Here is a 25,686-nt window from a genome sequence, read left to right on the forward strand (position 1 = left end):
GGGCATGAGCAATCTCGATGTGAAACCGTCCGCCAGCGTCTGCGGCGGCCGCGAGGACGTGTCCGCCGCCCCGGTCCGCGAACTGCTCGCCGGCCGCCTCACGCCGCTCGGCGAGAGCACCGAGGTGCGCCGGCTCCTGCCCAACCTCGGCCGCCGCATGATCGGCGCGTGGTGCTTCGTCGACCACTACGGCCCCGACGACATCGCCCGCGAGCCCGGCATGCAGGTGCCGCCGCACCCGCACACGGGACTCCAGACGGTGAGCTGGCTGCACGAGGGCGAGGTGCTGCACCGCGACAGCCTCGGCAGCAAACAGACCGTCCGGCCGCGGGAGTTGGGGCTGATGACCTCCGGGCGGGGCATCTCGCACTCCGAGGAGTCGCCGCGCGACCACGCCCGCTACCTGCACGGCGCCCAACTGTGGGTCGCGCTGCCCGACGCCCAGCGCCACATCGCCCCCGCCTTCGAGCACCACGCCGAACTCCCCGAGGTCACCGCCCCCGGGCTGCACGCCACCGTCATCCTCGGCGAACTCGACGGAAGTGCCTCACCCGGCAGCGTCCACACCCCGCTCGTCGGCGCCGACCTCACCCTCGCCGAGGGCGCCGCCGCCCGCCTGCCCCTCCAACCCGACTTCGAGTACGCCGCCCTGGCCATGTCCGGCCGCGTCGACGTCGACGGCGTCCCCCTCACCCCCGGGTCGCTCCTCTACCTCGGCGCCGGCCGCCGCGACCTCCCCCTCCTCGCCGACACCGCCTCCTCCCTCATGCTCCTGGGCGGCGAGCCCTTCGCCGAGAAGTTGATCATGTTCTGGAACTTCGTGGCCCGCACCGCGGAGGAGATCTCCCAGGCCCGCGACGACTGGCACACCGGCACCCGCTTCGGCGAGGTCCACGGTTACGACGGCGCCCGCCTCCTGGCCCCTGCGCTCCCCCCGACCCCCTTGAAGCCGCGCGGCCGCGAGCGCTGACCAGCACGTATTTCGATTCTCCCGGCCCGCTCGGCGCGGCATGCCCGACCTGATCCCGAGCGGCCCTCCGCGCTGTCCCCCGCGTGCGCTCTCCTGGCCAAGTGCCACCGGTTTCGCGAGCTGAGCCCTCTCGGTTACGACGCGACTCCGCACCCTGCGGACGGCCGTAGACCTAGGTGCCCTCCATGGGGACTTCGCCATGGATCGGGTCCGGATGGCCGGTGGGAACTGCCGGAGCCGCTGCTGCCGAGGAAGGAGCGGCCGTTGCGGTATCCGGGCCACAGGCCGGTGCCCGACCGCGATGTGGCTGCGCGGGTTCGGCCGGACGGAAGTCGGTTGGGAGCCCGAGCGAGGCGTGTGACCGCGGCCAGGCCTGCCATTCCAAGTACGCGGTCTGCTGGAACTCCTGCGCCGCGATGGCGAATTGCGCCCGTGGCCGGGCCTTGGCCGGCAGCAGCTCCCACGCCCGGTTTCGGGAGGCGATCGCCGGGTGCGAGCGGCCGTCCGCGGGTCGCAGGGCCTGTGCGGCCGCTCGTGAGAGCGGGGCAGCGCTGACGAACGTGTGGACGGTGAGGAGGCGCCGCGACATCTGCCACCTGTCGACCAGCACGGGCAGAAGTGCATGCTCCGCGCTATCGGGGCCGAGTAGTGCGTTCCGGGCGGCTTCCTGGGGTGTCTGGCCGTTGCGGACTTTGTCGCGTCGTCGCGCTGCCATGGTGGCCCTTTCCAGAAGTAAACGGTACGGTCGAGTTTACACGCACCCGTCGTACGGAGGAATTCTCGTGATCGTCGTTACCGCCCCCACCGCCAAGAGTGGCCGCCGCGTCGTCGAGCGGTTGCTCGATGCCGGCGAGTCCGTCCGGGTTGTCGTCCGCGATCCGCAGCGGCTCTCTCCCGGCGTCCGTGACCGCGTCGAGGTCGTGGAGGGCTCCCACCGCGACGCCGCGGTGGTGGACAAAGCGTTCGCCGGTGCCGACGCGGTGTACTGGCTGATGCCCAGCGACCTCCGCGCCCCCGACGTGATGACTTCCTACGTCGAGGCCAGCAGGCCGGGCGTCGAGGCCGTCGCCGCGCACGGCGTCCGCCACGTCGTCGGGGTCTCGGCGCTGGGCAGGGGGACCGCCGCGGCCGACCGGGCCGGCAACGGGACGGCCTCGCTGGCCATGGACGACCTGTTCGCCACGGTCACGAACTACCGCGCGCTCGCCAACCCGACCTTCATGGACAACACGCTGCGCGATATCGGCACGATCCTGGGCCGGGGCGCGGTCTACGGACCCCTCGCGCCCGAGCGCAAGGTGCCGATGGTGGCCACCCGGGACATCGGCGACACCGCCGCTCGCCTGCTGCTCGATCGCGGCTGGACCGGGTTCGCCGAAGTACCGCTGCTCGGCCCGGAGGACCTGTCGGGCAACGACATGGCCGCTGTCATCACCGACGTGCTGGGCATCCCGGTGCGCTACGAGCGGATCGAGGCCGCGTCACTGGAGACCGCGATGCTCTCCTTCGGCGCGTCGCCCGGCATGGCCCGGGCGATGGCCGACATGGCGCAGGCCAAGATCGACGGCCTCGACGAGGGCGTCGTCCGCACCGCCGCGAACAGCACGCCGACCACCTTCCGTCAGTGGTGCACAGAGGTCCTCCGGCCCGCCGTCGACGCTGCCCGTTCCTGACCCCTGCCACGCGGATGCGAAATGACTCTCATCTGAGTCGAGGAACACGCGATCGATCCGGCGATCATGGAAGGCGCCGGATCGGTACTCGCCCGTGAGGCACCCGATCTGCGCTTCCGGAGCACCAGCCCGACGCCCGTCCGGCCGGGGCTCGGGCGGTCCCCAGCGCTGGACCAGGCGATCGCGTACCGGCTCGGCACCGATCTCGGCGAGGGCCGGATCCGGCGGATGGACGAGCACGCATCGACGTACAGGTCGTGTCCTGGACGAGCCCGGTCAAGATGGTGCCCGCCGTACCGACTTGGGAAGGTGCTTGACTTCATCGACGGGCTCGACCTGACGGCCGAGGAACGGGCCGCGCCCACCCACCGCAACGCGGAGCGGCTGTTCGGACTCTGACCGGTGACCGCGGCGGGTCGAGGAGACGGGCTCGCCGCGGCTCGGGGGCGCCGCTGGAGCCGTCCCCGCAGTCCGGCTCGTCCTGCCGAGTTCGGCAACACCCAGGAGGGCGGCCGGAAGCGGGTTTCTAGGTTTCATCCGCTGATCGTGACGCCGGTCCGGACAGCCCGTACAACAGCAAATCCGTGAGGCTGCCGATGACGTGCTGGTCGTCTTCGCTGCCGGGGGGCGTGAGCACGGCGTAGTTGAGGGTGACAAGCATCGCGCCTATCGCCGCCGCGATGAACTCGGGGTCGCCGGGCAGCTGGTGTCCGCGCTCAACCAGGTACTCGAGGTGCTCCCGAATGGTTACTGTCTGTGCGCGCAGGTCGCGCCAGGCCCGGCCCGTAGCGGGGGCGTCGGCCACCATCGCCTGAAACAGTGCGAGTGCGACGGGGCGGTTCTGTCGCATCACCGTCCACGCGACACCGACATGGTCGCGCAGCTGGTCCCGGTCGGTCAGGTCGTGATCGCGGGGGTGCTCCAGACCGATCATGCGCTCGTCGATCGCACCCTCCATCTCGGCGAGGAGCGCCTGGAGCAGCTCGTCCTTGCTGGCGAAGTGTTCGTAGAACGACCCGGTCGAGCGTCCGGCCGCGGCCGTGATGTCAACGATCTTCGTATTGAGGTAGCCGCGCTCGTTGAAGAGCCCCCGCGCCGCGTCCAGCAGCGCGGCACGGGTCTGGGCCGCCCGGACTTTCCGGCTGGCGGAACTCGCCTGAGGCATGTCGTCCTCCTCGCCTGTTGACAGATGCCAGCGTATCGGAACAGACTTTCACCGAATCAGTATTCGGTGAAATTTGATTCAGGGAGAAGCCTGTGCAGACGATCGTGATCGGTGGCGGGGTAGCCGGCCCCGCCACCGCCCTTGCACTGCGACAGATCGGTCACGAGGTGACCGTCTACGAGGCGTACGAGGTTCCACCCGAGGAGGTCGGCGCCCACTTCAGCCTCGCGGTCAACGGCCTGCGCGCGCTGGAGAAGCTGGGCTGCCTGGACGACGTGCGGGCAGCCGGATTCCCCATTGATCGGATGCGGTTCCACACGGGGGGCGGCCGCCTCTTGGGGGACGTGCCGCGCCTTCGGCGCGGCACCGATTCGATGCGCAGCGTCGCGCTCCAGCGCGGACGGCTCGTGGCGCTCCTGAGGCGCGCCGCACTCGACGCGGGCGCGCGGATCGTCACCGGCGAACGCCTGGTGGGCTCGACGGAGTCGGCGGACGGCGTGGTGGCTGAATTCGCCTCCGGCCGGCGCGACACCGCGGAACTGCTCGTGGGTGCCGACGGCATCTGGTCAACCGTGCGCGGACTGATCGACTCGTCCGCGCCGCGCGCGGAGTACGCGGGGCTCTATGGAGTCGCCGGAATGTCCACCATGGCAGGTGTCGAGCCCGGCGTCTGGGACCTCACCTACACGCGCAACGGCGCCTTCGTGTACACCAGCATCGACGAACGGACTCAGTGGTGGACGGCGCAGATCGGGGCCCCCGTCAAGCCCGATCTCCGAGGCGTCGACGACGAGCAGTGGCTGCGGCGCGTCCGCGAGCTGTTCCCGGAGGCGACGCCGAGGGCGATGGTCCAAGCCACGACATCGATCGTCGCGTCCGGCTGTCTGAACGTCTGCGACCCGGTCGCGAAGTGGCACAGCGCCCGCATGGTCCTGGTCGGCGACGCCGCTCACCCAGTCGGCGTCGGGCACGGTGCCTCGATGTGCGCCGAGGACGCACTGGAACTCGCAGCGGCGCTGAGCAGCGCCCCGACCGTCCCAGCGGCACTCGCGGCCTATGACAAGGCGCGCCGCCCGCGCATCGACAAGCTGCTCAAGCACGGGCACAACGCCCGTGAGAGCAAGCGGCCCGGTGCTGTGAAGCGACAGATCGATGCGGCGAAGATGCGCGTACTCCTCCCGTTCTTCGAACGGGCGCAGGGATACCTCTACGACTACGAGCCGCCTTCCCTGCCCGTCGCAGACGGATCACAGTCCGCCATGGGCTAGGTGTATTGACCCGGAACATTGTTAACGCGGGTGATGGGTGGCTGCCCGCCCAGTGCGGTGTGGCAGCGGTGCCTTTCCCAACCTCACGTTGAGGCGTGAGGTTGGAAAAGGCTCAGTAGAAGCATTCCGAGGACCGACCGCACCAGCCCTTGAACTGATAACTCAGGTTGGCGCTGGCTCAGTGGCCGGTAGTCAGCAGCGGCAGTTCGCCGTCGCGGTGCACGTGCTGACCTTCCTGGCCGACCCGCCCGAAGGCAGCACCTTCGACCGGGCAGTGCTCGTCGGTCGTCGTCAATTCACAGGGTGGGGTCGGCGGCTGGGATGCCGAGGACTGTGCGACCGGCCAGTTCGTAGTGGGCCGCGGAAAGGGCGATGTGCTGGGCGGCGGTGTGGCCGTCGCGGAAGAGCTGGCCCAGTCGGCTCGATTCGTACAGGACGCTTGAACCGCCCAGCTCGTACATCGACGTGAGCACTTCGCGTGCGGTCTCTCCCGCGTGAGACAACGCACCCCTCACGGCACCGCGTTCCACCTCCGTGGCTGGGCGGCCCGCCGCCGCGGCGGCATCCAGTCCTCGCAGGGCGGCCAGCAGCAACTCCCGTGCGGCGTCGGCCCGCGCAGCGGCCCGGCCGAAGGCGGCCTGGATCCCGGGCTGCTGTGCGAGCGGCGCACCGTCCGGTCCGGTCTTGGCACGCGACAATGCTGCCATCTCGTCGATCGCCCCGCGGGCCAAGCCCAGTACGATCGCCGCGCTACCGGAGGGGATCTGGTTGATCACCGGTACACGATAGAGCGGGCGGTCGATGCGGCTGACCGCGTTGGGTGACACCGTCATGTCGGCGGCTACCGGCACGTCCTCAGCCATGACCGTGTTGCTGTTCGTGGCTCGCATTCCGGTCGAGTGCCAGGTGTCGCGCACGGTCACCGAGGCGCGGGGAACCAGGCAGAAGCGCCACTCCGGGCCGGTTTCGGTCATGCGCGGCTGCCCATCGTCCAGGACGAGTGCGAGCAGTCCCAACCACCGGGCCGTGTCGACCCCGCTGACGAGCTTCCACTCACCGGAGAGCCGGAAGCCGTTGTCGCCAGGTGTCAGACGACCCGGCTGGCTGGAGTGCGCGATCATCGGGTCCGGGCCGTCTGCCCAGACCCGCTCCACGCTCGCCTCGGTGAGGAGCGCGGCGGTGAAGCCGGTATTGAGGTTCCACACGACCCAGGCGGTCGAGCCGTCGATGCGGGCGAGGCGCTCGATCACGGCCGCCGTCCTGGCCAGCGGCAGCTCGTACCCGCCCAGCTCCCGCGGGGTGTTGAGGCGAAACGCCCCGCAGGCGCGCAGGTGGTCCAGGAGTCCGTCCGGCAGCCTGCGCATTTCCTGGGCCTGGCCCCGGTACTCCTCGATGATGGGGCGCAGCAGCTCGGGCAAGTCCTCGGCTGCCTGAGCAGGCTGGGGATAGGAAAGCATGTCATCTCCGAACGAAGGAAGGAACCGGGTACCTGCGGCGCCGCCCCCTGGGGGGAGACGCACAGCCACCGGGCGCGTTGTCGCCTCCACCAGATGCGAGGGGTGGAGCGAAAGTTCGAAGATCCGCTTGTGATGCGGGTCACGCCGTATGGGTGTGCGCCGGAGGCTCCCGGCGGGTGTGGAAGAGCCGGGCCCGCTCCACCCAGTCAGCGCGCAGATGCAGGACCCAGACCGCGCTGGGCGGGCAATGGAACGGGTCCTCCGGCGGGCTCTGCAGCGCGACCTCCCAGATGGCAAGATCACTGCTGGCGACCACGTTGGCCAGGCGATAGCCCACACCGGCGGTCAGATCCTGCCGGAACCCGTGGGCAAGCAGGTCGTACCCCTCGGCTCTCATGCCACCGGGCCCGGACACCGCGACCGTCGGCAGCCAGGAGGTGGCCAGAGCGGGCACGGGCGCACCGCGCCGCGCGGCGCTCAGCAACTCCTCGGCCTGGGAACGTCGTTCCGCGGTGACGGCCCGGATGTCGCCGTGCGTCGTGTCGGCGGTGGCCAGCAGGGCTCGTGTCAGCTTGCCACGGGCCTCGCTCAGCCGACTGCGTACGGTGCCCACCGGCACTCCGCAGGCATCGGCGATGTCCTGATACGCCGTCACACCACTGAAGTAGCGCAGCATCAGCACCAGGCGCAGCGGGGGCGACAACTCCTCCAGGGCCTGCCAGATCCAGTCCCGGGTGGCATGCTGTCCCAGTACTTCCACGGGGTCCGGTTCTGCCGAACGAAGCACCTCTGTGACGCCGGCGTCCAGAGGAACACGGGCCGGCGCCCGGTACTGCATGCGGCAGGCATTACGGACCACGGCGCGCAGCCAGGCGCCCACCGCGCCGGGATCACGCACATCGCCGATCCGGCGCAAGGCGGTCATGCTCGCCTCCTGCACGGCGTCCTCGGCGTCGGGGCCGTAACCGACCAGGCTGATGGCGACGGCCAGAAGCGCCGGGCGATGGCGGCCCAGCAGACTGCCGAGGGCGCTCACATCGCCCGCCTGTGCGGCATGCACCAACTCTGCGTCGGTGGCGGCATCGGAACGAGAAAACCTCACGGACGAAAGGCTAATCGGGCTTGGTCGGGTTCGTATGGGGGTGCGTACGTCGCGGGGGCAGATGGGGCCCCGACCGCACTTGTGAGGCGACCGGGGTGTCCGCTCGGGCAACGGCGCCGTGGATACCGAGCGAAGTCAGAGATCGTCGAAGTCGGGCAGGGCAAGGGCCGAGTGCGCCGGGCGTGGTTCCGGGGAGGGCAACGCACTGAGTTTGCGCAGCCGGTCGTTTCGCTCTTCCAGGGCCTGGGCGGTGGTCGGGAACAGAGTCGCACCGCCCTTGCCGACCAGGTTCTGGTTCAGGGTCACGAAAGCACGGGTAGCGTGTTCGTATGCGGCGAAGCCTGCGGCGTGGTCCCGTTCGGCAAGGGAACCGGCGAGCATGTAGGCGCCGACGAGAGCGAGACTGGTTCCCTGGCCGGTGAGGAACGAGGGCGCGTACGCGGCATCACCCACAAGGGCCACCCTGGCCCTGGACCACTGCGGCATGCGGATCTGGCCGACTGCGTCGAAGAAGACGTCATCCGCTTCACGCAGGGCTGCCAGGATGCTTGGGATCTCCCATCCGGCATCGGCGAAGGTCTCGGTGAGCAGCCTCTGTTGGGCTTCCCGGTCGCCGAACATGCCGGATGGCAGGTCGCGCTGGGCGAAGTTCAGGAAGGCGTGCACTTCGTCGTCGTCGCTCACGGCGTAAACGGCCGCCGCCCTGCCCGGGGCGTTCCACACCACTGTCTCGTGGGAGAGGCCCAGTGTGTTGCGCATGGTGAAAATGGCGAAGCAGTAGCCGAGGTGGCGATGGAACTGGTCCTCAGGGCCGAACACCATCTCCCTGGTGCGCGAGTGCATGCCATCCGCGCCGAACACCATGTCGAACCTGCGGCTACCGCCTCCGCGAAAGGTGACGTCGATTCCGTCCGTGGTTTGCTCAAGGCTGTCGACGGAGTCGTTGAACAGGAACTCCACGTCGTCCCGGACCGCCGTGTACAGGGCGTCCGTCAGATCCCCTCGCCGTACCTCCAGGTCATGTCCCGCGACACCACCGGTGACGGCATGCGGATGCAGGGAGGTCACCTCGCTGCCATCGCCTTCGAGGAAGGTGATGCGGTGCAGGTCGATGTGTGCGTCGCGCAGTTGTGGCAGGAGCCCCATCCTTTCCACGACGTCCAACGCCGTGCCCCGTATGTCAATGGGGTAGCCGCCGCTGCGGATGGTGCCGGCCTTTTCAACGACCGTGACCGCGTATCCGTGGCGGTTGAGCCAGTAGGCCAGGGCGGGGCCGGCGATGCTGGCCCCGGAGATCAGGACCTTGCCCTTCGGGGTGGTGCGCCTGCGGACTGGCTGATCGGTGCGGGTCATGCCTTTGCTCCTTTGTGCATGGTGCGAGGGACGAACAGGGCAAGCGAGGTGACAACGCCGGCTATGACGAATCCGGTGACGTAGGCCGACTCCGCCGCGGTCTCGGAGCCCGAGGGCGTCGCGGCGGTCAGGAGCGCGCCACCGAGTTGGCCGCCGACCGCGTATCCGAGCACGCGGCTGACCAGGATCAGACTGGTGGCGATGCCGGTGTCGTTCTGGTCGACGGAGGTGGCGGTGCTGGTCATCATCGCCGTGACGCACAGGCCGTTGGCGAGCGCGATGAGCGCCTTGGCGACGACGAGGTGCCAGATCTCGGTGTGCACGGCCGCGAGGGCGAGAAGAGCGAAGGCCATCATGACGACACCGGTGTTGACCACGGCACGCGAGCCGAAACGCCGTTCCCCGAGCCCGCCAAGCGGTCCTGCCAGTGTCGCGGCAATGGCACCGGGCAGCAGGTAGATGCCGATCTCGGTGGCACTGGCTCCGAATCCGTATCCTTCACCACGTTCGTCAAGAAGCTGCGGAACCAAGAACACCGCCATCGAAGTGCCGAGGCAGATGATGAACGTGAGCACACATGCCTTCCACATCGCGGGGCGAGCCAGCATGCGCAGGTCGATCATGGGTGAGGCCGCGCGTCGTTCGACTCGCACCCATCCGGTGACGAAGACGGCCAGCAGTGCGACGAGAGCGACGAGCATGAGTGGTGCCGAGCCGGCTTCGGGTGCCAGCGCGAGGACGAGCATGAGGGTGGTCAGCATCCCGCTCAGGAGCAGCAGGCCCGGCCAGTCGGTACCGACATCGTGGGAAGAGCCCGGTGGATCGGCCGGCATCAGCCTGTCCACCAGCAGCGTGGCTCCGATCACCGCGATCGTTGGGAGCGCGAACATCCAGTGCCGGGAGAGCTGTTCCGCCACCGGACCGGCCGAAAGCATGCCGGCCATCCCGCCCCCGACGAAGAGCCCGCTGACCACTCCGATGGCCACCTTGGACTGTGCGGGCGGCAGGTGTTTGCGCACGACGATGAACGACAGGGGCAGCGCGCCGACCATCGCCCCTTGCAGCACCTGACCGAGCAGCAGCACGGGCAGGCTCGGGGCCAGGGCGGACACCGTGCCACCGACCGAGACCACCGCCATCAGGCGGATCAGCACCTTCTTCCCGCCGTAGCGGTCACCGAACTTGCCCGCCAGCGGTGTGATGAGCGCGCCGGTGATGAGCAGGACGATGCTGAGCAGTGCCCCTTCGGACTGGCTCATGTCCAGTTCGCGTTCCAGGAGCGGGATCGTCGGTGAAACCACCGATTCCAGGGCGCCGGTGGACAGCGCCAGTAAGCCGAGGGCCCCGACGGCGGCCTTCCCGATGGGGACCGGGGGAGCCAGGGTTTGAGTCACGAGCATCCTGCCTTCACGGGTGGTCTTCTCCGCCATCGCGGAATGAGGGGACGGCCTTGAGGTCGCGGGACCGGTCGTTGCCGGGGACCGCCACGGCGAGCGCGACGCAGGCAGCCATCGCCACCGCGACGCTCTCGTGCACCCGGCACAGCCCTGCCCCGGTGGCCGCGGCTCGCTCCCCCAGGAAGGTGCGAGCCCGCACAGGTCGGCATCGCGTTGACGCGAGTCGGCACGATGCCGGCCTGGGCACGGCCTAGGACTGACGACGTAGCGCACCCCGGCCGGGCAGCATGACCGCGAGCAGCGCCAGGCTGGCGGCGGCACCCGCGAAAGCGCCGTACATCAGAGGGGGGCGTAGGGCATGGTGCCGGTCATGCCGTGCATCATCGGGATCAGCGTGGCCGCGGCAATGGCGGAGCCGAGGACGATACCGATGCCGGCGACCAGCAGGCTTTCCCACCGGAGCATGGCCAGGACCTGGCGTCGCGTGGAACCGACGAGGCGAAGGGTGACCAGCTCGCGACGGCGGTCGAGGATGGTCATCACCAGGGTGTTCACTGCGGCAACGGCGGCGAACCCGCCGAGGACCGCGGCCATGGTGTTGTTCATCCAGGCGCCGGTCTTGGCATCGAGGCTCTGCTCGGTGGCGTAGCCGGAAGCGTCGGTGACCCGGCCCAGGGCGGACAACGAATGCTGCGAGCCGCCGTTCACCAGCAGCGTACTGTCGAAGCCGGACGTGACGTGCTCGGCCAGAGACGCGCGATCCATGGTTATCGCGGCGAGGCCGAGGCCGCGGCTGTAGATCGCGGTGATCTCGGGACTGGCCTCGGTGCCGTCGGGGAGGTACAGCGGAAGCTTGTCACCGACGCCTACGTGTGCCGTGGACGCCAGGCTCTTGTCGACAGCGATATGCCCCGCACCGATCCGGTTGAGACTGCCTTCCGTCACACCCAGATCCTGAACCTTGGCGAGTTCGGAGCCGGAACCGGTGACGCCTTGGACCGCGGTGCCCTGGAGTGCCTTGAATTCGCCGGAGCCGGTCGGCACGAGAACCTGCGTGTTCAGTATGCCGACGGCTGTCTCGACGCCGGGTTCATGGGCTGCGCGCCGCACGGAGTCGACGGGGAGCCCGGCGGGGTCGGTGACCACGTGGTCCGCGGTGATGCCGGCCCGCAACTGGGAATCAGCGACGTGGCGTTCGCTTGTATTCATGAAGACCAGCGTTGAGGCGAAGGCCATGGCAAGCACGATCGGGGTGATCGCGGATGCGAGGCGGCGGGAGTTGGCCCGGGAGTTGGCGTCCGCGAGGGAGGCGGCGGGGCCGGCGCCACGCAGCGGCAGGCCGAACAGGACCGCGCACAGCCTGGCCACCAGTGGGCCGAGCAGACCGACGGCGAGCATGAAACACATGACGACACCCAGAGAGGCACCTGCCGCGCCGTCCCCGGTCGAACCGGCGGCGACGCCCGCGAGGACCGCGCCTCCGACCAAGGTGGCCAGGCCCAGGACAGTACGGATCACACCGGGTCGCAGTCGCTCGACCGAGGCTTCCGACAGCGCTTGCCCGGGCTTGATCTTCGCGGGTCGGCGTCCGGCGATCCATCCAGCACCGAGCGCGGTGAGCAGCCCGGCACCGACAGCGATGAGAAGCGGGATGGCGGAGACGTGTATCTGGACGGCGTCAGGGATCGCGCCGCGGTCCTTCAGCTGTCCGAACCACCAGTGTGCGAGTCCGATACCGGGCAGGGTGCCCAGTATTCCGGCGAGCGGGGCGACGAGGAGTGCTTCGGACGCGACCGCGCGGCGGATCTGACGCGGCGTGGCCCCGATGGCACGCAGCAGTGCGTACTCCCTGGCTCGCTGGGACACGGACAGCGCCACGGTGCCGGCCGCGGTGAAGATCGCGACGATGGTGGCGATGCCCCCGAAGGGGCCACCGATGCCGAAGAGGGTGTCCTTGGCGTAGGCCAGGCCCGGATCTTCGACGGCCCCGCGGTCGTCACCCGTGTGCACCTGGGCACCCGAGCCGGCAAGGGCCTTCTTCACGGAGTCCGCGAGGGCGCCGGTATCGGTCCCGCCCTTCGCGAGCACGGCGATGGCGTCCGCTTTGCCCGGGTGGCCCGCGAGTACGGGCGCCTGAGCGTCAGAGAACCAGACAGTGGCGTCCCCTGGGCCGAAGTCCCGGGCAGTGTCCGCGGCTGTGGCCCTGGCGATCCCGGCAACGCCGAAGTCCTGTTGCCCGGCGGCGGTCCGCAGCGCGATGGTGTCTCCGACGGAGACTTTCGCGGCGCGCGCCGTACCGGGGTCAAGGACCACCTCGCCGTTGCCGGGAGCGCTGCCCCTGGCCAGCGCGCTGCCGGTGAAGGCGTGCGAGCCCCAGCCGTGCGCCGTCAGCACACCGTCCTCGACGGCCACGCCGTCCAGTGCCCGCACAGGGAACGTGAAATCGGGCACCGCCGCCTTCACGCCCGGCGCCGCGACGACCCTGTCCGCGAGACCCGCGTCCAGCCGTGCCGTGTCCGGAAGCGGCACCGCCTCCTTCTCGCGGTCCTCCCCGCTCCCCGTCACGACATACTTGTACTGATCAGCCGCCGCGATGACCGGAGCCCCCGCGTAGCGCTCCGGGGGCACGGAACCGCGCAAGCTGGTCTCGAGCAGGATGCCGCAGGCCGTGACGATCAGTGCGGACATCAGCAGTGCGACGAACGTGCCCGCGAAGGAGGCGGGCTTGAAGCGGACGGCGGCGCGGGCGAGCCCGTTGGGGCGCATCATGCGGGCACCCCCGTCAGCCTGCTCGGACGTGCGGTGAGCAGGGTCATCCGCCGGGCGATCTGGTCCGCCGAACCGCGTTCGAGGTGGTCGGCGAAGGTGCCGTCGGCGAGGAAGAGCACGCGGTCGGCCCAGGCGGCCGCGGTCGGGTCATGGGTGACCATGACGACCGTGGCACCCATGCCGTCCACCGCCTGCCTGAGCAGACCGAGAACCTCGGCGGCGGTACCCGTGTCGAGAGCACCGGTGGGCTCGTCGGCGAACACCACGTCGGGACTGGTGACCAGGGCGCGGGCGACAGCCACGCGCTGCTGCTGGCCACCGGACAACTCGCTGGGCCGGCGCCGCGCCTTGTCGGCCAGTCCCACCTGGCCGAGAACCGCCATTGCCTGGCGCCGGTCCTGACGCTTCCCCGCCAGACGCAACGGCAGCAGCACGTTCTGCTCCACCGTCAGCGACGGCAGCAGGTTGAACGCCTGGAAGACGAAGCCGAGCCTGCTGCGCCGCAGCTCCGTCAGTTCGTTCTCCTTCATGCCGGTGATCTCCGTGCCGCCCAGGCGCACCGATCCCGCCGACGGCCGGTCGAGCCCGGCGGCACACTGCAGGAAGGTCGACTTGCCGGACCCGGACGGGCCCATGACCGCGGTGAAGGTGCCGCGCGGGAGGGCGAGGTCGACACCTGCGAGCGCGTGCACGGTGTTCGCGCCGCGGCCGTACTGCCGACGGACCCCGCGCAGTTCCACGGCGAGGCCGGGCGTTCCCGCCGGAGCCTCCGGCCGATCATCCCGCTTGCGCCGTTTGCCGTTGCGTAGCCTCACGTTCTGCCCTTTCGCAGTCTCCTTGTGGTGGTGAGGTGAGAATGGGTCCTTGCCCGCGCGCAACGCGTCATACTGCGGAGCCATCTGGATGTGCTACCGCGGTAGGGGGTGACACCACAGGGCAGCGGCCGTGCCGGGGCGGCCCCGGAAAGGATCTGCGGCCCTCGCCATCGGTGGCAACCACGATGCCGCGCTCGAACGTGTCCCGGTCTTTACGTCCGGCATCCGCGTCAGAGCCGGGTCCCCGCACCTTCGACGACCCCGGTAGAGGCACACCCGATCCTGGCGGTGGGCCGCCATATCAACGCAGCCAAGGAGACTGACGCCCGAGTTGGGGACACCACCGGAAGGGGCCGTGATGCGGTACATCGACCGCCGCCCGGGCACCACGGTGGGCGCGGCAGCCGAGAACCTTCGGCGGCTACGTGACACTTGGACCCGCCTGCTCGATGGAACGGTTACCGACGCCGAGGAGGTCGACACGTTGATCGCGGCTCTGCGGAACATCGAGACCCGGCTCGTCGCTCAATCTCGCATTGCCACCAGCCAGCCGTGACCAGCGATGCCGCCGCGACCATTAACGCGGCTACCGGATCACACGCCTACCAGGTCTCCGCTTGGCTCCACACCAACACCGGAGACCTCATCGAGGTAGACACCAAGGACTGTCTCCGCGTGACCACCGCACCCACCTGGTCCGGTACCGAAGGCTCACTGCGCGACCGTGCGACGCCCGGCTGGGAGGTCGGCCAGTTCTACCGGGGCTTCGGCGAGTACGGCCTGCGGCTTGCCACCGACGTCTGGGCCCGACACTGGGCCCAACGACGCGGGCCCACCGCCGATCCCAAGCCACCGTTCACGGACGCCCTCGCGGCCCGGCTGGGAAGACCACTCGACGCCCCGGCCGCCCTCACCGCCCAAGTGCGGGAGCACTACATTGGGTTGCGCGATGCCCTGCCTCTCCGCCCGGGAATCGCAGCATGGACCGGACATCTTCCCCGCCGAGATCACCAACCCGTGCTCGGCCAGGCTGCGTTGGAGTTCGGATGCCTTCCAGACTCGCCCGCGCCGGCCTCGGAATGTCAGGAGCGCGCTGGTGTCCCCGGGAGAAGCAGCCGGACGCTTGCGGCGATGCGGTCGAGGTCGATATCGGTGGCGAGGGCGGCCTCATCGGGGTGTTCGGCGATCGGTTTCCGGGTGCCGAGCAGGCCCTGTACCAGTTCGGGGTAGACCGTCACGCCAACGAGGATCTCGGCCGTCTCCCGTGCCCCCTCCTGCGTCAGGCCCCACGTCCGGGAGACGTATGCGCCGATGCGCACCGTGGGAGCTTCGAAGACCGCCTCGTAGTAGCCAGACGCGATCTCGGGCACCCTCTCGGCCTCGGCGATCCCCATCCGGAGCGTACGCAGGGACGAGGACCACAGCAGCAGCTGCAGCAGCCGCTCGCAGTAGCGCACCAGGGCCTCGGCCGGATCGGCCCGCTCCGTGGTGACGTAGCGCTCCGGCGAGCCCAGACGGTCGAGGTAGAGCTCGCGCACCAGGTCGACCACCCCGGCGAAGAGGACATCTTTGCTGGGGAAGTGCGCGTAGAGCGAGCGCTTGGAGGTCTTAGCCCGCTGGGCTACGACATCCATCGAGGTGCGCTCGAAGCCGGCCTCAAGGAACACGTCTTTCGCTGCCATGAGGATGTGCTCGCGGAGCTTCTCGCCTCGTCGTGCCCCCATGGTGGCCCCTTCTCAAAGTAGACGGCAGAGTAAAGTTTACGTGCTCCAACCGCACGGAGGAATCTCCGTGATCGTCGTCCCCCCCGGCCAAGCTCACGGGGCGCTCCAGGTCCGGGCAGGTGGAACAGCCTCTCGGCGTTTCCGGAGGCGACCTTGAGGCGATCCTCGGATTCCGGGAGGGCGCCGACGAATCCTTCGGCCGCTGCGGCATCGCGAAGTTCGTTCGACGAAATCCGCGGGTGGGAGGAGACGGGGCGCACAGCCGGGCCGCAGTGGCGAAAAGTTCTCCGGGCGGGAGGTTGCGTCCTTGGAAGCGGTGTAGCGGGTTGGACCTGATCCGGGGGTTTGTCCCGGCGTCTGGGTTGGCTCGCGGCAAGGGGGCGCGGTGGCCACAGTACTGTTGTGCGGGTCCGCCTGGTGGCCACGCGTTCCGTGACGGACTCTTGTCGCAGGTAAGAAGATGGGGCTCATGACCTCAGTGAGAGAACGTCCGCCCGCCCTGTTCGCGGGGGCCACCCGTTGGTGGGTGCGACTGCTGCCGTGGGCGGTGGCGTTCGTGCTGAGTGTCGCGCTGCTGCCCACCACCGTCGTGGTCCTCACCGCTGACTACGGCCTGAACGGCGGCGTCGCGAGCACGCTGGCCGTCGCTCAGGCGGCACCATTACTGCTCGCCGTCGTCCGGCCGTTGGCCGCTTGGTATGTGATCTTCGTAGCGGATGTGGTCGGAGCACTCGCACTGCTCACTGTCCACTTCGGCGAGCGGCTGCTGTGGCCGTTCCCGCCCATGCAGATCGTCGGGTACATCGGCCTGTGCCTCGCTCTGGGCCTGCGTGAGCAGCGCAGGACGTTGCTGCTGGTATGGCTGGCGACGGTGGCCGCCAACGTCGGCATGGAGTTCGTGGTGCCTGACGGCATGAGCGGCGACGGCACACTGCTCACTATCCTCAGCGGCGTCGCGCTCCTGCTCGGGGGAGTGATTCGTGAGCGACAAGAGGTGCAGCGCAGGCTTGCCGAGCAGGAGACCATCAGCGAGGCCTAGCGGGGCCGCAGGACGCTGCTGGAGGAACGCGCCCGCATCGCACGCGAGCTGCACGACGTGGTGGCCCACCACATGTCCGTCATCACGGTTCAGGCCGACACCGCGGAATACCGCCTCGCGTCGCTGTCGCCCCCGGTACGGGAGGAGTTCACGTCCATCGCGGCGACCGCCCGGGACTCCCTCGCCGAAATGCGGCGGCTCCTCGGCGTCCTGCGCAACGAGGAGGCCCAGGGCGAGCTCGTGCCGCAGCCGGGCCTGGCAGAGATCGGGCAGTTGGTGAAAGCGACGGCGAGGACCGGCGCACCGGTGGACTTCACCCGCTGCGACACCTCCCGCTACGCCGAGGTGCCCGAGGCGGTGGGGCTCTCCGCGTACCGGATCGTCCAGGAGGCCCTCGCGAACGTCGTACGGCACGCGCCGGGAGCCGTGACCCACGTGTCGCTGTCGGTTCCGCCGCCCGCCGACGGCGAGGGCGGGCCCAGGCTCACCGTCCTGGTAGTCAACGACCCGCCGCCCGAGCCGCCCGCCCGGCCGCTCGAAACGGGCGGCACCGGGCACGGACTCGTCGGCATGCGTGAGCGGGTGCGGCTTGTCTCCGGCACTCTTGACGTAGGGCCGCTGTCAGACGGCGGCTTCCGCGTCGCCGCACATCTTCCCCTCATTCAAGAGGACTTCACATGATCACGCGCGTCATCATCGTCGACGATCAAGCCATGGTGCGAGCCGGATTCGCTGCACTGCTGGCTGCGCAGAGCGACATCGACGTGGTGGGCGAGGCTTCCGACGGCGCGCAGGGCGTCGAGCTGAGCCGGAGTACGCATCCAGACGTCGTACTGATGGACGTGCGGATGCCCGAGATGGACGGCCTGGAGGCCGCGCGCCGGCTGCTGGCGCCACCGCCGGGGGTCACCCACCGGCCGCGGGTCCTGATGCTCACCACCTTCGATGTCGACGACTACGTCTACGAGGCGCTGCGAGCGGGCGCGAGCGGCTTCCTCCTGAAGGACGCGCCCCCCGCCGACCTCGTCGCCGCCGTACGGGTGGTGGCCTCGGGCGAGGCTCTGCTCGCCCCCTCCGTGACGCGCCGCCTCATCGAGGACTTCGCCAGACAGCGTCCTGTGTCCCGGGGCAAACCCGACCTCCGGCTCAACGGCCTGACGGAACGCGAAACCGAGGTCCTCACTCTCGTGGCCCGCGGCCGGTCCAACACGGAGATAGCCCGAGCGCTGGTGCTGGCCGAGCAGACGGTCAAGACCCACGTGAGCCGCGTCCTCACCAAGCTCGACCTGCGCGACCGCGCCCAGGCGGTCGTCTTCGCATACGAGTCAGGGCTCGTCGCTCCGGGGGAGTAGGCCGACCACCGTCCTCGTCGCCACGCCTCCAGCCCAGGTGCTCGGTGACGGCGCCATACACGTACCCAAGGGAGGCCGGGTCGGTGATCGCTTCCATGGGCTGGAGGCGGGGGCGCTGGATGCCGTAGCCGTGGGCGATGGTGGTGGTCTGCCGCTCGCCGAGGCTGTCGACCACGAGTACGGCGGATTCCTCTCAACCGGAGGCGGCGAAGGCTGTGAGCTGGTGGGCTCGGTGGTGAAGCCGACGAGTTCACCGTCCACGAGGAGGGCGGCCGACGAATCGTGGGTGTACGAGCACAGACCGAGGACGACGGAGGGGATGCGCTTCATGGCGGCGGTCACCTTGCCCCGACCGTGGCGGCGCGATAGCGCCCCCGGGTGGTGGTGGGTGGAGTCGTCGGCCCTCGGGCCGGAGGTGGCGCGGTCGGTGATGAGCCGGGCGATCCGAGCGGCGCTGTCTCCGCGCCACCGGCAGACCGCGGCCAGGGCCGCCTCGGCAAGTCCGTCCAGGAGGAGGTCCACGTGGGACTTGAGGTGACCGGGGTTGAAGGGTTGGCATGCCCACACCGCGATCCGGGTCGGCCCACGTCGGCCCCCCGAAGCGAGCAGCTTCTCCAGGTACCACCGCTGTGCCTGGCGGCTTAGTACTCCAGCAGGATTTCGGTGTCTGACCTGTTGGAGTACTAGGCCCGATACTCCCGAAGCTACGGGCAGGTGCCAATTCTGGGTGACGTCCCGCCCCCTGTCCCCCGTACGAGCTACAAGCGAGTGTCCACTGCACGGTGACGATTCCCCAACATCGAATCCGTAGTGTTCGAATCACCGCGGAACGCCGGGCCGCGGACCGGAGAAGGAACCGGAGTCGGAACCGGCAAGGGGAGTCCACGTCATGAAAGCCTGGAAGGTAGCCCTGCAGGTAGTTGTCGTCTTCGCGGTCTACGCGGCGTGCGGCGGCCTCACCAACGGGGTGAAGGACAACCCCTGGCTCTCGCTCCTGGTGGGCGCCCTCACCGTGGTCGTGATGACCTTCGTCTACCGGTGGGCCGTGCGGCGCACCGAGAACCGCGAGGTGACCGAACTGCGGGGGAAGGAAGCGACGAGCGCGACCAGCTGGGGCCTGGTCTTCGGCACGCTGATGTTCCTCTGCGTCATCGGCAACATTTACTTCCTCGGTGACTACAAGGTCCACGGCATCGACTCGGTGAGCGGGGCCATCGGGCTGATCGGCTTCATGGCGGCCGCCGCTTCGACGGAGGAGATCATCTTCCGCGGACTGCTTTTCCGGCTGCTGGAACGCGGCACGGGCACGTACGTCGCCCTGGTACTGTCCGGCCTCGTGTTCGGCGCCATGCACCTCCTCAACGACGACGCCACCGTTGCCGGCGCCCTGGCCATCGCCATCGAGGCCGGCGCCATGCTCGCCGCCGGTTACGCCGCCACCCGCAACCTGTGGCTGCCGATGGGCGTGCACTTCGCCTGGAACTTCATGGAGTCCGGCGTCTTCAGCACCCAGGTCTCGGGCAACGGCGACACCCACGGTCTGCTGGACGCCACCCTGTCGGGCAACCATCTGATCACGGGTGGCGAGTTCGGTCCCGAGGCGAGCATCTACTCGGTGGTCTTCGGCACGCTGCTGACGGTCTGCTTCCTGGTCGTGGCCCACCGCCGCGGCAACATCGTCCCCCGGCGCCGTGCCGAGCGCGTCGGCACCCTCGCGGCGCTCGCCCGATGACGGAACAGCGATCCGCCGGTTCGCCGGAGCACTGGACGGACGGAGCCGGACACCGCGAGAGCGGTGCCGGGCACCGGCCGACCGGGCTCCGGCTCCGGCCGTTGGTGAACCGGGCCCGCCTGGACGGCATCCGACACCGTCTGGACAGCACCCGGAAGCGGCTCGGTGGAGTCTGGTACCGGCTGGACGTCGTCGTCCGGGACCTTCCCTTCGGGCTCCTCCTCCTGATCGGTTCCTTCCTCCCGGCGCTCCGCAGCCACGGAACGGTCATCGGGGGCGTCCCCGATCGCCCGCACGACGCGGTGGCCGTCGTGGTGATCCTCCTCGAGACCCTGCCCCTGGCGGTGCGCCGACGGTGGCCGGCCCTCTCCCTGGCCCTGGTGTCCGGCGGGTTCGCCGTCGACCAGCTCCTCGGTTACCACACCTTCGCGGCCACCGCGATGGGCGTTGTGCTGCTGAGCACCGGCTCGCACCTGGAACGGCACCGCCGGAGCTTCGTGGCCGGCCTCACCGTGGCGTACGTGGCGCTGGCGGTGGGCCTCTCCCACCTCGGCACAGGCGAGAGCGCCACGGAGTTCACGACCTTCTACATGGCGCTGGGCCTGGCCTGGGGCGCCGGAAGCTGGCTGCGCACCACCCGGCAGGCGGAGGCCGAACGTCACAAGCGGGTCGCGGTGGAGATACGGAACGCCGAACGCACCCGGATAGCGAGGGAGTTGCACGACGTCGTGACCCACCACGTGACGGCGATGGTGGTGCAGGCGGAGGCTGCCCGCTATCTGACCGCCGCGCCCGAGCGGCTGGAGCAGTCCCTGAGCGCCGTCTCCGACACCGGGCGCCGGGCGATCACCGATCTGCGGCACCTGCTGGACCTTCTCAACCCCGATCACGGCACCGGGAACGGCAGCGATGCCGCGGCCGAGCCGAGGACACCGGCCGTCGGCCGCGTCCTGACCCTCGTGGAGCAGACCCGCCGGGCGGGCCAGCCGGTGGAGTTCACCGAGGAGGGCACCCCGCCGGAGTCCACCGGCAGTTCCGACCTCGTGGCCTACCGGGTGGTGCAAGAAGCACTCACCAACGCCCTCAAGTACGCTCACGGCAGCCGCACTTCGGTCACCATGCGGCACGGCGAGAGAGAGATCACCGTGGAGGTCAGCACGGACGGCACCGGCTCACGGGCCGCCGCCGTCGGTGGCAGCGGACGGGGGCTGGCCGGTCTGCGCGAACGGGTCGACGTGCTCGGCGGGGACTTCAGCGCGGGCGCCGTCGCGGGCGGCGGCTTCGTCGTCCGGGTGCGGATACCGGCCGGGGGCCGCTCGTGAACACACCTCCGCCGTCCGGGTCCGCGCCGACCCGGGTGCTCGTCTGCGACGACCAGGCGCTGATCCGCATGGGCCTGGTCACCATCATCGACGCCCAGCCCGACATGGAGGTGGTGGGCGAGTGCGGTGACGGCCGGAAAGGAGTCGACCTCGCCCGCGAGCTCGACCCGGGCGTCGTGGTCATGGACATCCGCATGCCGGTCCTCGACGGCCTCCAAGCCACCCGCCTGCTGGCGGGGGCCGGGGTCGCCCACCCCGTCAAGGTCCTCGTGGTCACCACGTTCAACCTCGACGAGTACGTCTACGATGCGCTGCGCGCCGGAGCGAGCGGCTTCCTCCTCAAGGACGCCCCGCCCGACCACCTGCTGCACGGCATCCGCACGGTCGCCATGGGCGCGGCGCTCCTCGACCCCGAGGTCACCCGCCAGCTCGTCGGCCGGTACGCGACCCGCATCCGCCCCACCGACGGCGCCCCCGAGGACATTCCGCTCACCCCCCGCGAGCTGCAGGTGCTGCGGCTGATCGCGGACGGCCTGTCCAACAGCGAGATCGCCGCCGCCCTCGTCATCAGCCAGGAGACGGTGAAGACGTTCGTCTCCCGCATACTCACCAAGCTGAACCTGCGCGACCGCGTCCAGGCGGTCGTCTACGCGTTCCGTCACGGCCTGGCGAGCTGAGCCCCCACGGGCCTGGACGGCCGGGGGCCAGGGTCTTTCGTCCGGATCAGGCCGGATCAGGGAGCGGAGTCTGGTGCCGTGCATCGCAAGTGCCCCGCGACCGGGACGGCTCGCCTGCATGGCACAAGCCCGTTGGCATACCGCCCACCGCCTGCTCCAGACCCGCCTGCCACCGTGCGCGCCATGGCCGGTGCACCCAAGGGCACCGACTGCCTGGAGCCGTTGGGTGTCGATCGCTGGCGGAGTCTGGGGCAGGCAGCCCGCGATCAGGTCGTCCTGGCCGCGGGGGCATCGAGTCGTTCCTCGTCGTCGGTGACTGCGCGTTACTCGGCGGAGCGTTCAGCCAGTCGGCGTCCGAGTGCGAGAACCACCGCTTTGAGGGCTTCCGGCTGTTGGATGATGAAGGGCCGGTCCAGCATGGCGAGTGTGTCGGCGACCCACTCGAGGCGTTCAGCCCGCAGAAACACCTGCAGCCAGTCATGACCGTCCGCAGCATCGGGAGGAGACGCCGGCGCGACTGACCCGAGCGTTTCCGGAATCCAGCGCCGCACATGGGCCGGATCAGCGCGGATGAGCACGGAGACGTCGTATCGCGAAGGTGCCGCCGACAGTGGTCCCAGCACCTGGGCCACTGGGTCGATGTTCGCGGGCGCTTCAAAGGTGCCTGGCAGCAGTCGCAGATCGGCCATCCTGTCCAGGCGGTAGGTACGTTGCGCCTGGCGGTCGGTGTCGAAGCCGGTGAGGTAGAGCAGGTTTTGGTACGCCACGATGCCGTGCGGCTGTACGTGCCGGGTAGCCGCATGGCCCTGACGCGTCCGGTACGCGAACGCCACCGGGCGCTGGTCCCGTGCTGCCTCAGCCAGACCGAGCAGCGTCTGAGCGCCTTCGTCAGCACCAGGATGAGCTTCGGCGTCTTCGTCTTCTGCGCCCGGGCGTCGCTCACCGGTGAAGTCCACTGCCCGGAATACCGCGTCGATGCGGCGGGCGAGCGCGGCAGGCAGTACTCGGCGCACCTTCGCCGTGGCCGTCTCCACCGCCAGCGGGGTGACCGGACCACTGGGCGCATGTTGGTTGACCAGCAACGCCCACACCACGGCAAGGCCTTCCTCGTCGTTCAGCATCAGCGGCGGCATGCGGTAGTGGCGGGCCAGACGGTAGCCGCCGTACCGACCGCGGACCCCGTCCACCGGAATGTCCATTTCGCGCAGCTGCTCGACATAGCGACGCACGGTGCGCTGATCGACTCCGAGGCGCTCGGCGAGGTCGGCAACAGTGCGGGTTCCCCCTGTCTGCAGCAACTCCAGCAAGGCGAGAACGCGTGCGGTCGGTCGGGTCATACCTGCGATGATGAGGGATTTACGGACGGAATATGACCTGTATTCCTTCTAAGGTGACCACATGACCGCCTCAGCAGCAGTGCAACTCGCCTCCGTCCGTCTCGTCACCGATGACATTCCGCGGCTCGTCCGCTTCTACAAGGTGCTCACCGGTGCGACCCCGCAGTACCTCACCGAGGATTTCGTCGAACTGGTGACACCCTCGGCCACCGTCGCTGTCAGCGGCTCCGCCCGCGTCGCTTTCATCACCCCCAACACGCCTCGTGGGGGCGCAAACAACAGTGCGATCATCGAGTTCCTCGTCGATGACGCCAACGCCGTATACGAGAGGCTTGCGACCGATTTCGGCGACGATCTTGATGTCGTTCAGCATCCGACCATGATGCCGTGGGGTAATCTGTCCGCTCTTGTCCGCGACCCCGACGGATCCCTTGTCAACCTCTACACGCCAGTCACCCCCGAGGCATGGCAGCTTCAGCGCAACCGGACGCCGAAGCCACCGCACGCAGGCATGTAAAGCGAGCGGTGCAGCCGGCGACGGTACCGGCGGCGCGGCGGGCTTGATGGAGAGTGGTCGGGCGAGCGCGGCCTGCTGATCGGTCCGGGTCGGCTGGGTGGTGGTGTCGGCGCGCACCAGCAGCGGGTAGCCCCCTTGGGGCTGGCTGCTGTGAGCAAGTGCGCCCTGAACCCAGACCTGCCCCATGTCCCCTCCCCATCCATCCATTGGCCATCCGGAGGGCGGACCGGCCCCCGTCTGCCGTCCGAAGCCATCGGACCGCCCCGCCTACGATGAACAACGCTCTGTTCCCGGCAGTTCGGATGCCGGAAACGGGGCGCTGCCGTGCGGCCGTTGCCGGCCGGCTCGCTCGGGGCGTCAGTCAACGCCCTAGTCGATGATGTCGTCGTCGCTGTAGCCCTCCAGGATCTCTTCGACGGCGTCCCGGAGCTCCGGGTGTGCGAACTATGCGGTAGCGAAATGTGGCGGGCGGCAGGACCGGGTCGACGGGAAGCATCGTGTAGTGGGCGTGTTCGCGCAGGTGGTTGATGGCCTGGTTCAGCGTGATGTCGGTGTGGCTGGGGTTGTCCTGGGACCAGTCGGGTTGGTGGCCGGTGAGGGTGATGCCTTCGGTGGTGGTGATCGTCCAGGTGGGGGGTGTGGTCTGTGTCGTCGGGGTGGTGGGGTTCATGTGGTGCGGAGGGTGTGGAGGTGTTCGATGGTGTGGGCGGGGGTGAGGGCGAGGTCGCGGAGTTGGTCGTACTGGCGGGTGAGTTCGTCGAGGTCGTCGGGGTCGTCGGTGGTGTGGTCGGTGAGGGTGCCGTGTGCGTAGGCGAGGGGGTTGCGGGCGCGGAAGGTGAGGAGGTGGAGGGGGCCGCGGAGGTCGTGGAGTCCTGCGTGGAGGGGGAGGAGTTGGAGGGTGATGTTGGGGTGGTGGGCGGTGGTGATGAGGTGGTCGAGTTGGCCGTCCCAGGTGGCGGGGTTGCGGGCGGCGCGGTGGAGGACCAACTCGTCGAGGACGGCGCGGTAGCGGAGGGGGTGGGGTGTGGGCTCGGTGAGGCGGGCTTGGCGTTGGAGGAGTGCGTCGATCTGTGCGGTCAGGGCTTCCGGCGACTGCGGGCTGGTGGTGAGGTGTTCTTCGGCGTAGGCGGGGGTTTGGAGGAGGGTGGGGATGGTGGTGAGGGCGTATTCCTGGATGGTGGTGGCGGCGGCTTCGAGGGCGGTGAGTCCGTTTGCGGCGTGTTTGGCTTCGCGTTTGGCCAGGCGCCAGAGGGCGGCGAGGAGGGTGCCGGTTGCGTAGTAGCGGTCGAGGGCTTGTGCGACGGTGAGGGTGCCGAGGCGGCCGCCGGTTTCCAGGCGGTGGAGGTAGGACTGTTCGTAGTGGCACTGGTCGGCCAGCCCCTGGAGGGAGAGGCCGGCTTTCTCGCGGAGGAACGCGAGGTGGTGGGCGTACAGGGCGCGGGCGCTGACCTGACCGGCCGCGAACAACGAGCTGGCGGTTCGGGCGAGTTGCGCGGTGTCGGTACTCACGGGCGGGCCCCCGTCCGGGAGGTGCGGTGGGTGGTCCATGCGGCGCGGATGTCGTTGAGGTGGGGGATGACGACGTGGTCGAGCCGGTCGGCGACGGAGCGCAGGCCCTCAACGATCTCGGCCAGGCCCGTCGGGTCGAGGTCGGCGATCTGGTACGCGTCGGCGACCCACACCGTGGCGACGGGGATGGCCGGCTCGGGCGCGGCGGCGTAGGGCGTGCAGGTGATGCTGGAGCGCAGGATCTCCATCCCCTGCGGCGTGTCGGGGGTGTTGCCGGGCGAGTACGCGCGCAGGACCTGCCCGGGGAACTCGGCGACGGGGTAGCCGGTGGTCGTGGCGTCGGGCTCGTTGGCGGGTAAGGCGGTGGGCGCGGGGGCCGCGGGTTTCATCGTGCGGGGTTCCTGTTCGTGGTGCGTCGGTGGAAACGGCTGGCGGCGTGGATCGGGCGGCCGTCGGGCGGCCGGGGCCGGGCCTGCGCGGTGAGAGGCCGCGGTGCTGCTGGAGCGTG

At 69.5% G+C, this 25,686-nt stretch carries 19 protein-coding genes and 2 pseudogenes; 10 read left to right on the forward strand and 11 right to left on the reverse strand.

Annotated elements, in window-relative coordinates:
* Nucleotides 1-4 precede the first annotated feature (4 nt).
* Together AC3ERT_RS20155 and AC3ERT_RS20160 are read left to right on the forward strand one after the other, a co-directional pair.
* The gene (locus AC3ERT_RS20155) at nucleotides 5-970 is read left to right on the forward strand and encodes a pirin family protein (RefSeq protein WP_435175784.1); all 966 of its coding nucleotides are present in this window, start codon (nucleotides 5-7) and stop codon (nucleotides 968-970) included.
* 782 nt (nucleotides 971-1,752) lie between these two features.
* On the forward strand, nucleotides 1,753-2,643 hold the full coding sequence (locus AC3ERT_RS20160; RefSeq protein WP_435131630.1) for an NmrA family NAD(P)-binding protein: 891 nt from the start codon (nucleotides 1,753-1,755) through the stop codon (nucleotides 2,641-2,643).
* Between the two features lie 526 nt (nucleotides 2,644-3,169).
* On the opposite strand, the gene AC3ERT_RS20165 is transcribed toward AC3ERT_RS20160, so the two are convergent.
* A complete protein-coding gene (locus AC3ERT_RS20165; protein WP_335983668.1) occupies nucleotides 3,170-3,808 on the reverse strand; it encodes a TetR/AcrR family transcriptional regulator in 639 nt (212 codons plus the stop codon).
* 92 nt (nucleotides 3,809-3,900) lie between these two features.
* On the opposite strand from AC3ERT_RS20165, the gene AC3ERT_RS20170 reads away from it, so the two are divergent.
* Complete coding sequence (locus AC3ERT_RS20170; RefSeq protein ID WP_435175786.1) at nucleotides 3,901-5,076, forward strand: FAD-dependent oxidoreductase; 1,176 nt, start codon at nucleotides 3,901-3,903, stop codon at nucleotides 5,074-5,076.
* 296 nt (nucleotides 5,077-5,372) lie between these two features.
* Here the strand turns inward: AC3ERT_RS20170 and AC3ERT_RS20175 are convergent, their stop codons facing one another.
* The 6 genes and pseudogenes from AC3ERT_RS20175 to AC3ERT_RS20200 form a co-directional block, all read right to left on the reverse strand.
* Entirely contained in the window at nucleotides 5,373-6,533 is a 1,161-nt protein-coding gene (locus AC3ERT_RS20175) for an acyl-CoA dehydrogenase family protein (RefSeq protein WP_435175788.1), read from the reverse strand.
* A 139-nt stretch (nucleotides 6,534-6,672) separates the two neighbouring features.
* Nucleotides 6,673-7,635 carry an RNA polymerase sigma factor gene (locus AC3ERT_RS20180; RefSeq protein WP_435175790.1) on the reverse strand — a complete coding sequence of 321 codons (963 nt, stop codon included), beginning with the start codon at nucleotides 7,633-7,635 and terminating at the stop codon, nucleotides 6,673-6,675.
* A gap of 135 nt (nucleotides 7,636-7,770) precedes the next feature.
* Complete coding sequence (locus AC3ERT_RS20185; RefSeq protein ID WP_435175792.1) at nucleotides 7,771-8,988, reverse strand: FAD-dependent monooxygenase; 1,218 nt, start codon at nucleotides 8,986-8,988, stop codon at nucleotides 7,771-7,773.
* Entirely contained in the window at nucleotides 8,985-10,382 is a 1,398-nt protein-coding gene (locus AC3ERT_RS20190) for an MFS transporter (RefSeq protein ID WP_435131756.1), read from the reverse strand. Before AC3ERT_RS20190 ends, AC3ERT_RS20185 begins: the two co-directional genes overlap by 4 nt.
* A gap of 253 nt (nucleotides 10,383-10,635) precedes the next feature.
* Nucleotides 10,636-13,154 (reverse strand): annotated as a pseudogene (locus AC3ERT_RS20195) (FtsX-like permease family protein).
* Nucleotides 13,151-13,969, reverse strand: a complete 819-nt coding sequence (locus AC3ERT_RS20200) for an ABC transporter ATP-binding protein (protein WP_435175794.1) — start codon at nucleotides 13,967-13,969, stop codon at nucleotides 13,151-13,153. The pseudogene AC3ERT_RS20195 and the gene AC3ERT_RS20200 overlap by 4 nt, the downstream one beginning before the upstream one ends.
* 358 nt (nucleotides 13,970-14,327) lie before the next feature.
* On the opposite strand from AC3ERT_RS20200, the gene AC3ERT_RS20205 reads away from it, so the two are divergent.
* Nucleotides 14,328-14,525: a hypothetical protein gene (locus AC3ERT_RS20205; protein WP_335983685.1), complete on the forward strand. Its 198-nt coding sequence runs from the start codon at nucleotides 14,328-14,330 to the stop codon at nucleotides 14,523-14,525.
* Nucleotides 14,526-15,051: 526 nt separating this feature from the next.
* On the opposite strand, the gene AC3ERT_RS20210 is transcribed toward AC3ERT_RS20205, so the two are convergent.
* Entirely contained in the window at nucleotides 15,052-15,693 is a 642-nt protein-coding gene (locus tag AC3ERT_RS20210; protein ID WP_435131641.1) for a TetR/AcrR family transcriptional regulator, read from the reverse strand.
* A 469-nt stretch (nucleotides 15,694-16,162) separates the two neighbouring features.
* On the opposite strand from AC3ERT_RS20210, the pseudogene AC3ERT_RS20215 reads away from it, so the two are divergent.
* The 5 genes and pseudogenes from AC3ERT_RS20215 to AC3ERT_RS20235 all read left to right on the forward strand — a co-directional run bounded on the left by AC3ERT_RS20215 (nucleotide 16,163) and on the right by AC3ERT_RS20235 (nucleotide 21,815).
* Nucleotides 16,163-17,413: pseudogene (locus AC3ERT_RS20215) on the forward strand (sensor histidine kinase).
* A complete protein-coding gene (locus tag AC3ERT_RS20220) occupies nucleotides 17,410-18,084 on the forward strand; it encodes a response regulator (RefSeq protein ID WP_435175796.1) in 675 nt (224 codons plus the stop codon). The pseudogene AC3ERT_RS20215 and the gene AC3ERT_RS20220 overlap by 4 nt, the downstream one beginning before the upstream one ends.
* 889 nt (nucleotides 18,085-18,973) lie before the next feature.
* Nucleotides 18,974-19,816, forward strand: a complete 843-nt coding sequence (locus AC3ERT_RS20225; protein WP_435175798.1) for a CPBP family intramembrane glutamic endopeptidase — start codon at nucleotides 18,974-18,976, stop codon at nucleotides 19,814-19,816.
* Nucleotides 19,813-21,138, forward strand: a complete 1,326-nt coding sequence (locus tag AC3ERT_RS20230; RefSeq protein ID WP_435175800.1) for a sensor histidine kinase — start codon at nucleotides 19,813-19,815, stop codon at nucleotides 21,136-21,138. Before AC3ERT_RS20225 ends, AC3ERT_RS20230 begins: the two co-directional genes overlap by 4 nt.
* Nucleotides 21,135-21,815: a response regulator gene (locus AC3ERT_RS20235; RefSeq protein ID WP_335983701.1), complete on the forward strand. Its 681-nt coding sequence runs from the start codon at nucleotides 21,135-21,137 to the stop codon at nucleotides 21,813-21,815. Before AC3ERT_RS20230 ends, AC3ERT_RS20235 begins: the two co-directional genes overlap by 4 nt.
* A gap of 323 nt (nucleotides 21,816-22,138) precedes the next feature.
* Here the strand turns inward: AC3ERT_RS20235 and AC3ERT_RS20240 are convergent, their stop codons facing one another.
* Nucleotides 22,139-23,152: a helix-turn-helix transcriptional regulator gene (locus tag AC3ERT_RS20240; RefSeq protein WP_435175802.1), complete on the reverse strand. Its 1,014-nt coding sequence runs from the start codon at nucleotides 23,150-23,152 to the stop codon at nucleotides 22,139-22,141.
* Between the two features lie 61 nt (nucleotides 23,153-23,213).
* Between AC3ERT_RS20240 and AC3ERT_RS20245 the strand changes: the two genes are divergently transcribed.
* Nucleotides 23,214-23,669 (forward strand): VOC family protein, encoded by a 456-nt coding sequence (locus AC3ERT_RS20245; protein WP_435175804.1) that lies wholly within the window; start codon nucleotides 23,214-23,216, stop codon nucleotides 23,667-23,669.
* 666 nt (nucleotides 23,670-24,335) lie between these two features.
* Here AC3ERT_RS20245 and AC3ERT_RS20250 read toward each other — a convergent pair.
* On the reverse strand, nucleotides 24,336-25,178 hold the full coding sequence (locus AC3ERT_RS20250) for a helix-turn-helix domain-containing protein (protein WP_435175806.1): 843 nt from the start codon (nucleotides 25,176-25,178) through the stop codon (nucleotides 24,336-24,338).
* On the reverse strand, nucleotides 25,175-25,567 hold the full coding sequence (locus AC3ERT_RS20255) for a DUF6907 domain-containing protein (protein WP_435175808.1): 393 nt from the start codon (nucleotides 25,565-25,567) through the stop codon (nucleotides 25,175-25,177). Before AC3ERT_RS20255 ends, AC3ERT_RS20250 begins: the two co-directional genes overlap by 4 nt.
* Between the last annotated feature and the right edge of the window lie 119 nt (nucleotides 25,568-25,686).

It is taken from the genome of Actinacidiphila sp. bgisy145, from assembly GCF_057708125.1.

What these genes read in the sequence shown, in the direction of transcription:
- AC3ERT_RS20255 (WP_435175808.1), bottom strand. Translation starts at nt 25,567, where the DNA reads ATGAAACCCGCGGCCCCCGCGCCCACCGCCTTACCCGCCAACGAGCCC.
- AC3ERT_RS20165 (WP_335983668.1), bottom strand. Translation starts at nt 3,808, where the DNA reads ATGCCTCAGGCGAGTTCCGCCAGCCGGAAAGTCCGGGCGGCCCAGACC.
- AC3ERT_RS20230 (WP_435175800.1), top strand. Translation starts at nt 19,813, where the DNA reads ATGACGGAACAGCGATCCGCCGGTTCGCCGGAGCACTGGACGGACGGA.
- AC3ERT_RS20210 (WP_435131641.1), bottom strand. Translation starts at nt 15,693, where the DNA reads ATGGGGGCACGACGAGGCGAGAAGCTCCGCGAGCACATCCTCATGGCA.
- AC3ERT_RS20225 (WP_435175798.1), top strand. Translation starts at nt 18,974, where the DNA reads ATGAAAGCCTGGAAGGTAGCCCTGCAGGTAGTTGTCGTCTTCGCGGTC.
- AC3ERT_RS20245 (WP_435175804.1), top strand. Translation starts at nt 23,214, where the DNA reads ATGACCGCCTCAGCAGCAGTGCAACTCGCCTCCGTCCGTCTCGTCACC.
- AC3ERT_RS20240 (WP_435175802.1), bottom strand. Translation starts at nt 23,152, where the DNA reads ATGACCCGACCGACCGCACGCGTTCTCGCCTTGCTGGAGTTGCTGCAG.
- AC3ERT_RS20155 (WP_435175784.1), top strand. Translation starts at nt 5, where the DNA reads ATGAGCAATCTCGATGTGAAACCGTCCGCCAGCGTCTGCGGCGGCCGC.
- AC3ERT_RS20175 (WP_435175788.1), bottom strand. Translation starts at nt 6,533, where the DNA reads ATGCTTTCCTATCCCCAGCCTGCTCAGGCAGCCGAGGACTTGCCCGAG.
- AC3ERT_RS20220 (WP_435175796.1), top strand. Translation starts at nt 17,410, where the DNA reads ATGATCACGCGCGTCATCATCGTCGACGATCAAGCCATGGTGCGAGCC.
- AC3ERT_RS20205 (WP_335983685.1), top strand. Translation starts at nt 14,328, where the DNA reads ATGCGGTACATCGACCGCCGCCCGGGCACCACGGTGGGCGCGGCAGCC.
- AC3ERT_RS20185 (WP_435175792.1), bottom strand. Translation starts at nt 8,988, where the DNA reads ATGACCCGCACCGATCAGCCAGTCCGCAGGCGCACCACCCCGAAGGGC.